10 protein-coding genes and 1 tRNA gene are annotated in these 8,091 nt (G+C 58.2%); 7 read left to right on the top strand and 4 right to left on the bottom strand.

Annotated features, from left to right (window positions below):
• The first annotated feature begins 136 nt into the window (after window positions 1-136).
• Complete coding sequence (locus QK296_RS26490; protein ID WP_034135290.1) at window positions 137-886, top strand: carbon-nitrogen hydrolase family protein; 750 nt, start codon at window positions 137-139, stop codon at window positions 884-886.
• On the top strand, window positions 887-1,333 hold the full coding sequence (locus QK296_RS26485) for a GNAT family N-acetyltransferase (RefSeq protein WP_003190380.1): 447 nt from the start codon (window positions 887-889) through the stop codon (window positions 1,331-1,333).
• Between the two features lie 35 nt (window positions 1,334-1,368).
• Here the strand turns inward: QK296_RS26485 and QK296_RS26480 are convergent, their stop codons facing one another.
• Window positions 1,369-1,608 (bottom strand): DNA-binding protein, encoded by a 240-nt coding sequence (locus tag QK296_RS26480; protein ID WP_003190382.1) that lies wholly within the window; start codon window positions 1,606-1,608, stop codon window positions 1,369-1,371.
• Between the two features lie 82 nt (window positions 1,609-1,690).
• Between QK296_RS26480 and QK296_RS26475 the strand changes: the two genes are divergently transcribed.
• The 5 genes from QK296_RS26475 (at window position 1,691) to QK296_RS26455 (ending at window position 5,403) form a co-directional block, all read left to right on the top strand.
• A complete protein-coding gene (locus tag QK296_RS26475) occupies window positions 1,691-2,056 on the top strand; it encodes a helix-turn-helix transcriptional regulator (RefSeq protein WP_003190384.1) in 366 nt (121 codons plus the stop codon).
• Window positions 2,057-2,207: 151 nt separating this feature from the next.
• A complete protein-coding gene (gene uvrY, locus QK296_RS26470; RefSeq protein WP_003190387.1) occupies window positions 2,208-2,849 on the top strand; it encodes a UvrY/SirA/GacA family response regulator transcription factor in 642 nt (213 codons plus the stop codon).
• A gap of 1 nt (window position 2,850) precedes the next feature.
• A complete protein-coding gene (uvrC, locus tag QK296_RS26465) occupies window positions 2,851-4,674 on the top strand; it encodes an excinuclease ABC subunit UvrC (RefSeq protein ID WP_003190389.1) in 1,824 nt (607 codons plus the stop codon).
• A gap of 32 nt (window positions 4,675-4,706) precedes the next feature.
• Window positions 4,707-5,267: a CDP-diacylglycerol--glycerol-3-phosphate 3-phosphatidyltransferase gene (gene pgsA / locus QK296_RS26460; RefSeq protein ID WP_003190391.1), complete on the top strand. Its 561-nt coding sequence runs from the start codon at window positions 4,707-4,709 to the stop codon at window positions 5,265-5,267.
• 60 nt (window positions 5,268-5,327) lie between these two features.
• A tRNA-Gly gene (locus tag QK296_RS26455) sits at window positions 5,328-5,403 on the top strand.
• Window positions 5,404-5,984: 581 nt separating this feature from the next.
• Here QK296_RS26455 and QK296_RS26450 read toward each other — a convergent pair.
• From QK296_RS26450 to QK296_RS29075, 3 genes are all read right to left on the bottom strand, one after another.
• On the bottom strand, window positions 5,985-6,596 hold the full coding sequence (locus tag QK296_RS26450) for a hypothetical protein (protein ID WP_186354198.1): 612 nt from the start codon (window positions 6,594-6,596) through the stop codon (window positions 5,985-5,987).
• Between the two features lie 73 nt (window positions 6,597-6,669).
• Complete coding sequence (locus QK296_RS26445) at window positions 6,670-6,861, bottom strand: hypothetical protein (RefSeq protein ID WP_032892413.1); 192 nt, start codon at window positions 6,859-6,861, stop codon at window positions 6,670-6,672.
• A 383-nt stretch (window positions 6,862-7,244) separates the two neighbouring features.
• The coding region (locus QK296_RS29075; protein WP_348775211.1) for a DUF6708 domain-containing protein at window positions 7,245-8,091 on the bottom strand (847 nt) is incomplete at its 5' end.

Genomic DNA, 8,091 nt, shown 5'->3' with positions numbered 1-8,091 from the left:
AGATCAAGAGCGACTCGCTTCGCATCGTGGTTACCGTCCGCTGCTACAGTCCACTCAGTTGTGTAGATACCTATGCCGTTATGGGCAAGTGTGGATATGCTGACGGCTCTCAAACAATGATTGCCAGGACGCGACCATGACTGCCTTGACCCTTGCTGCGGCGCAAACCGTTTCCATCCCGGGCGATGTCGCTGCCAATATCCAGCGGCACCTGGCGTTGATGTGGGCCGCGGCTGAACAGGGCGTGCAATGCCTGGTGTTTCCAGAACTGTCACTGACCGGCTACGAGCCGTTCCTGGCGGCCGACTTGGCCATCGCCCCGCAAGACGCCGTATTGGCGCCGTTGCGTGAGCTGGCGCGGGAGCTGCGGTTGACGGCCGTGGTGGGCATGCCGGTGCGGTTGGCGCCACAAGCAGGCGTGCTGATCGGCGCGTTGGTGCTGGGGGCGGACGGCTCAGTCGGCGTCTACACCAAGCAGCACTTGCACCCCGGTGAGGAGCTGGCATTTGCTGCGGGGCAGGGCGGTGAGGTCTTGGCATTCGGAGATGACCGCATAGCATTGGCGGTGTGTGCGGACTTTTCCCAGGCCAGCCATCCACGCCAAGCGGCGGCAGCGGGCGCCACAGTGTATGCCGCAAGCGTACTGATCAGCGAGGCAGGCTACGCGGCGGACAGTGCTTTGCTTGAAGGCTATGCGGCCGAGCATGGCCTGTTGGTACTGATGGCTAACCACGGTGGCCCATCTGGAGGCTGGGCTTGTGCCGGTCGCAGTGCGATCTGGACCGCCGATGGCAACTTGCTTGTTGCCGCCCCCGGTGTCGGCGACGCGTTGGTGATCGCCCGTCGCGACGGCGGGCAGTGGACCGGCCAAGTGGTCGCCCTCTGAATGAGGTTTCATTTGCGCCGGGCCATCGAGCAGGACCTGCCGTTTGCCCGCACCCTGACCCAGCAGGCCATGAGCCATTACTACCGTCAGAACGGCTTGTTGTGGTCCAGCGACGGCTTCGACGTGGCCTGGGCGGGCCGCGAGAACTGGCTGATCTGCAACGATGACGTCGTCATGGGCTTTATCAGCCTGAGCCGCGATGGCAAGGCCCTGTATATCCGCGAGCTGCACCTGCTGGAATGCTGCCGCAAGCAGGGCGCGGGCACATGGGTGCTGGAGCAAATGGCGTTCAAGGCACGCGTCGAGGGCCTGGGCTTTCTACGTTTGACGGTGTTCAAGACCAACCCGGCAAGAAGGCTGTATCAGCGCTTGGGGTTGAGCATTGTCGGTGAAGAGGATGGCTTCTGGCGGATGGAGCGTGAGTGTCGCGCACTCACATCGGACTAAAACATGCACGTCCTACAAATAAGCGCATACTGCTGTCAGTTAGTGCTTTGTTCGTCGTGGGATTGAGCTCTTGGCTCATCCACGATAACGCCCTCTTTCATGCCCAGAAGTACCGCCACTTTATGGGCTTCTCCACGCCGTCCCTTTTTGCGCCCGGAGAGCACTTGATACGTGGTTGCCGGGTCTACGCCATGCTCCCGGGCGAACGCTTGAACTGACTTTCCTTGATGTTCCAGCCAGGCCTTGGCTTGTGCAGCAGTACGGATTCCGGGCATAGTTCAAAACCGTTCAAGTTTGTTTAACGAAGTGATGGTGTGACACCTCTTGGGGTGTGCCAATTTAGGATCATACATCCAAATGAGTGGAATCGGTTCGCGCTTAAGGCAAGAAAGAGAGCGACTTGGCCTGTCGCAGAAAGTTTTTGGAGAAATTGGAGGCGTTGAAGCGAACGCCCAAGGCAAATATGAAAGCGGTGGTCGTGCACCCAAGGCCGACTATTTGTCTCGCGTCGCCGAAAAAGGTGTGGATATCCTGTACGTGTTGACCGGCAGCCCAACGCCGATCCAGCTGGATAACCTGAGCAAGATCGAAGAGAAAGTGCTGGGCAATTACCGAGCGATGTTCAAGGAAGACCAGGACGCAATCCGTCGCTTGACCAGTACCTTGGCTGAGCATTCATCCGTAGTGAACGGAAAAGCCAAGTCGCCCCCCCAGGAATCCTGACCTTTAGCCCAGGAAACAGGGCTGTTCGCCAGCCGGCGAACAGCCGCAGCACGTTTAATCTCTATATATATGACACTTGCAACTAGGTCTGCGCCTTGGTTTTTTGCTAAGGTGTTCAGCAACCTATAAGACCATATCGCGAGGTGTCTGCTTGATTAGGGTGCTAGTAGTCGATGACCATGATCTCGTTCGTACAGGCATTACACGAATGCTGGCTGACATCGACGGCCTGCAAGTAGTCGGCCAGGCGGAGTCGGGGGAGGAATCCCTGATCAAGGCCCGGGAGTTGAAGCCCGATGTGGTACTGATGGACGTCAAGATGCCTGGGATTGGCGGTCTTGGTGCCACGACCAAGCTATTGCGCAGCCATCCGGACATCAAGGTCGTGGTGGTCACGGTGTGCGAGGAAGACCCGTTTCCCACCCGTTTACTGCAAGCCGGTGCCGCCGGCTACCTCACCAAGGGCGCGGGCCTGGCCGAGATGGTGCAAGCCATTCGCCTGGTTTTTGCCGGCCAGCGTTACATCAGCCCGCAAATTGCCCAGCAATTGGCCATCAAATCGTTCCAGCCCACCAGCGATTCGCCGTTTGATGCGCTGTCGGAGCGGGAAATCCAGATCGCCCTGATGATCGTCGGTTGCCAGAAGGTGCAGACCATCTCTGACAAGCTGTGCCTGTCGCCCAAGACCGTCAATACCTACCGTTATCGTATCTTCGAGAAGCTTGCCATCAGCAGTGATGTTGAATTGACCCTGCTCGCAGTGCGCCACGGCATGGTGGACGCCAGCGCCTGACATGACCACACCGTTTGATCCCAGTGCCTTTCTCTCCACCTGCAGTGGCCGCCCCGGCGTGTACCGCATGTTCGACAGCGAGGCGCGCCTGCTTTACGTGGGCAAAGCCAAGAACCTGAAGAACCGTCTGGCGAGCTACTTTCGCAAGACCGGCCTTGCGCCGAAAACCGCCGCCCTGGTGGCGCGTATCGCCCAGGTCGAAACCACCATCACCGCCAATGAAACCGAGGCGCTGCTGCTTGAGCAGACGCTGATCAAGGAATGGCGGCCGCCTTACAACATCCTGTTGCGTGATGATAAATCCTACCCTTACGTGTTTTTATCCGACGGCAACTTTCCCCGCCTGAGCATTCACCGCGGGGCAAAGAAGCAAAAGGGCAAGTACTTCGGGCCTTACCCCAGCGCCGGGGCGATTCGTGAAAGCCTGAGCCTGCTGCAAAAAACCTTTTTTGTGCGTCAGTGCGAAGACAGCTTCTACAAGAACCGCACCCGGCCGTGCCTGCAATACCAGATCAAGCGCTGCAAGGCGCCCTGCGTGGGCCTGGTGGAACCTTCGGAGTACGCCGAGGATGTGCGCCATTCGGTGATGTTCCTCGAAGGGCGCAGCAACGCACTCACCGATGAGTTGTCCGGGGCCATGGAGCAGGCCGCCAGTACCCTGGATTTCGAAAAGGCCGCCGAACTGCGCGACCAGATCTCCCTGCTGCGCCGTGTCCAGGACCAGCAAAGCATGGAAGGCGGCACCGGTGACGTTGACGTGATCGCCGCGTTCGTCAACCCGGGCGGCGCTTGTGTGCACCTGATCAGCGTGCGTGGCGGGCGAGTGTTGGGGAGCAAGAACTTTTTCCCGCAGACCGGTATCGACGAAGACGTGGCAGAAGTCATGGCTGCGTTCCTTGGCCACTATTACGTCAGCAGCCCTGAGCGCGACCTGCCGTCGGAGCTGATCGTCAATGTGGTGCACGAAGACTTTCCCACCTTGATCGAAGCGATCCACGAGCTGCGCGGCCGCGAGCTGGACATCAGCCACCGCGTACGCGGCACCCGTGCCCGCTGGCAGCAACTGGCCGTGACCAACGCCGAACAGGCCCTGGGCGCGCGGCTGGCGAACCGACAGCACGTCGCTGCACGCTTCGACGCCCTGGCCGAGGTCCTCAATTTGGACGAGCCGCCCCAGCGCCTGGAGTGCTACGACATCAGCCACTCCAGCGGTGAGGCCACGGTGGCCTCCTGCGTGGTATTCGGGCCGGAAGGGCCGATCAAGGCCGACTATCGGCGCTACAACATCGAAGGCGTTACCGCAGGCGATGACTACGCCGCCATGCACCAGGCGCTCACGCGGCGTTTCAGCAAGTTGAAGGACGGCGAGGGCAAGTTGCCCGATATCCTGCTGGTAGACGGCGGCAAGGGCCAGTTGTCCATGGCCCGTGACGTGCTCAACGAACTGGCGGTGCCCGACCTGATCCTGCTCGGCGTAGCCAAGGGCACCACACGCAAGGCCGGTTTCGAAACGTTGTACTTGAATGATGCCGCCCATGAGTTCACTTTGAAGGGCGACTCGCCCGCACTGCACCTGATTCAACAAATCCGCGACGAAGCGCACCGTTTCGCCATTACCGGCCACCGCGCCCGCCGTGGCAAAACCCGGCGAACCTCAACCCTGGAAGGGGTTGCGGGGGTCGGCCCGACGCGCCGTCGTGACTTGCTTAAACATTTTGGTGGCTTGCAGGAGCTGTCCCGTGCCAGCATTGACGAAATAGCCAAAGCACCCGGTATCAGTAAAAAGCTCGCTGAATTGATTTATGCCAATCTGCACAGCGAATAGAATGCCTTCTCACCTCGTAGCCAGTTGTGCCGATGAATATCCCTAATCTGATCACCGTTCTACGCGTCCTGCTTATCCCGATTTTCATTTTGTTGTTCTATTTGCCGTATGAATGGAGCTACGTCGCGTCCAGTTCGGTATTTGCCTTCGCAGCCGCCACCGACTGGCTTGATGGCTACCTGGCACGCCGTCTGGAACAGAGCACGCCCTTCGGCGCGTTCCTCGACCCCGTGGCCGACAAACTCATGGTGGCCGTCGCCCTGGTGCTGCTGGTGCAGGAACACGGCAACCTGTGGCTGACCCTGCCGGCCGCCGTCATCATCGGCCGCGAGATCGTCGTGTCGGCCCTGCGCGAATGGATGGCCGAAATCGGCGCCCGCGCCCACGTGGCCGTCTCCAACATGGGCAAATGGAAAACCGCCGCGCAAATGCTCGCGCTGGTCATCCTGCTGGCCAACCCGTCGGACTTCTCGTTCTGGGTCCTCACGGGCTACGCCTTGCTGCTGGTCGCGGCCGGCCTGACCTTGTGGTCCATGCTGCAATATCTGCGTGCGGCCTGGCCCCATCTGCGAACCACCGTTGAAAAGAAATAAAACTTTTTTGAATCAAGGGGTTGACGGGTGCTGAGGATTCTATAGAATGCGCATCACCAAGCGGGAATAGCTCAGTTGGTAGAGCACGACCTTGCCAAGGTCGGGGTCGCGAGTTCGAGTCTCGTTTCCCGCTCCAAACGTTAAAGAAAAAGCCACTCAATAGAGTGGCTTTTTTTTGCCTGTGATTTACGGAATAGACGCTTAGGCGTCTTTTTTTGTGTGCAAAACCTTGGGCGCCCAGGGTGATCCTTTAAGACTCAAATTCGTATTGTTAACGGATTCGCTCAGTTCACCTGTCGCCAAGCCAGCTACTGTTTGTTCATCCGCCCGGCGTACATAGACCTTTGGTCATGCGTCACTTCTGGTACCGATAATCCTGAGTCACGGTGGTTTACAGGCAGTGGACTTGCCACATGTCCTGGCAACTGCTTGAAAAGGCCTCTCTGCGTGATGCGCCCCCAATGCTCACCCGAAGAAGCTATGCGACATCGGAATTGGACCCCATGAACGCGGTGTTTATACTCAGTGAACCTGCATTACGAAAGGCGCAAAAAACACATGGAGCTATACGAGGAGCAAGGAATGGTCTACGGCCAAGAGAAAGAAGCGCGCACAGGGCGACGATCAACGATGCTTCGCGCTGCCAGCGCGGAATATTCCGGCGTGCGTCTGCGGGTAGTGCTGTCGGAGTGCAAGATCGCGCCAATGGATTTCGCGCTATTTCTGAAGATCAGCCCTCAGCGGCTGACCAATTGGTTTTCTCGTGGTATCCCGCACTCGCAGCTCGATAGGATCGCAGGACTGTTGAGCGTTAATGCACAATGGCTGGAAACAGGGGCTGGGGAAAAATTCCCGGCGACAAGCGAGTAGCGAGCCCTGCGGGAGCACATAGCAGGATTCCCCAACCGCAACCGCCGTAAGGTTCCGGTCCGCTTCCGTGAAGACACACAGGTCCAACCCGTCACTGATGACATAGGACGACAGCAGGTAACCGCCAAGTTTCAGAGCCGCGTCGTTGTAGCGCCGATGCTCTGCGCGCACATCGCCCCAGTCGCCGCAGATGTGCCGGCGCACGTAGGGAAGCGGGTCGAGCAGATCCTGTCGGGTCAGCGCGTCGACACAGCGGGAGATGGTCAGGCCACCGAAGGGAAATCGTGGCTGAAGGCTGAGGAGGGCGGACATGGGGATGCGCAGTTCCTCCACGGCGATGGGGCTTCGTACTCTAGCAAGGTCGAACGTTCCGACGGCGAGGTCGCGGTCACAATCACGCACGTGATGGCGTTGCTTGTGGGTCGGCAGGCGTGCTTTGGCTGGGTAGAAAAGCTCCATGGGGCCGGCTCTTGGCAACGTGTCCAACCCCGCAGGTACTTCATCGTTCGCTGACCCATGACTTTGTCACTTTTTATGGGTGAGGGCGTTCGGCCCCGCTGGTTTCCTTGACCGCATACAACAGGCAGCGTACCGCTTCACGATCCTCATCCGACAATGAGCGGTAGTAGTGGATCAAGCGCTCTTCTTCTCGATTGATTTGGCGGGGCCGCAGGGATGTGCCGGGGGCGGTGCGTAATGAGGGAAAAAACGAAGTATTTAGCATGACCCTATTTCTTTATGAGATGAATGGAGACGTGGGCTTCTTGCCCGGAACAACTGAATACATAACGTTTATTGTAAGAAAGAGCTCGTCATTTTTTGTGACTGCTGAGTTTTTCAGAAGGGGCTGTCGGAAGGGCTTGGCAACGGTGTAGGAGCGATCTTTCAAACCCGGTTTGAAGGTGCGATTGAGCGGAGAGCCCGCCAAACTGGTATCCCTGGTCAGATTGGCGGTGGGGAGGTGCGAGCCTGTCAAAAACGGGACACCTCCTTGAAGGCGCAGGTCAAATAGCGCATCGCCACCCGGTCGGTTTCCGACAGCGTGCGGAAGTGTTCAATCAACCCACCTGATTCATCCGTTATAGGCTGATTCGCATTGACGGAACCTCAAGAGGCTGTACGTGACTCAAGGTCTATTTCGGCCGGCCACTGCACTTTGGGGGCCAAGCGACGCGCGAGATTGAAGCTCACGTCTTCGTTGTTCCAGTCACGAGGTGGGCGGGGAAAAGCGGGCAGGGCTTGCGGGCCTTGTTGCATGAACAGTTGGGCCATGGCCCAGTACATTTCGCCTTGTTGAATTTCGTGGGCGAAATGAAAACGATCTATTACTTGGTGGGTGCCAGGTTTCACCACGGCAAGGGTGACGGTTTCGATGAGGCCGCCACTGCCCATGGGGCCGTACACGCTGCAGGCTTCGGCACGCAGGTTATCCCAGTCATAGACTTCGGCCCGAACGCCCCAGGCGGTGCGGCTGAAGGGCCTGAGGCCGTCGCGGTAAAAGCGGTAGACGTAGACTTTGCGTCGGAAGCGGTTAAAGCGGATGGGTTCGTCGCGTGGAGGGGCAACGTCCATTCGCCAGAAGTAAATCCCTAGCCACAAAGCTGTGATGAGTCCAAAAAATGCTACTAAAACGAGAGAGGTAGGGGGGGCACTATGCTCTTTAACTGCAAAAGCAACCAGCGTAGCCGGAAAGCCTAGAGACAATAGAAAGATGAAAGGAACCATCCAAACACCAACTCCACGAACTCTCATAGTCGCGCGCGCTAGTTCGAGATACACATCGTCAACATAATTGGGCGGATTCGATAGTACGGGTGGATACGGTTCAATGGAGGGCGACTCGTTTGGTCCCGGCAGATCGCGCTTCCAGCCAGGAGCAGGTTTGTCGAGTAAAGGTGCTTTAAATACCATGATGAGCTGTTCCAAGTTCGGGGTGAACGCCGCTTGTAATCTT

Source organism: Pseudomonas sp. AL10 (assembly GCF_029960685.1).
Lineage (GTDB): Bacteria > Pseudomonadota > Gammaproteobacteria > Pseudomonadales > Pseudomonadaceae > Aquipseudomonas > Aquipseudomonas lactis.
Note: the sequence above shows the minus strand (reverse complement) of the source record. Positions and strands in the feature narration are given on the sequence as shown.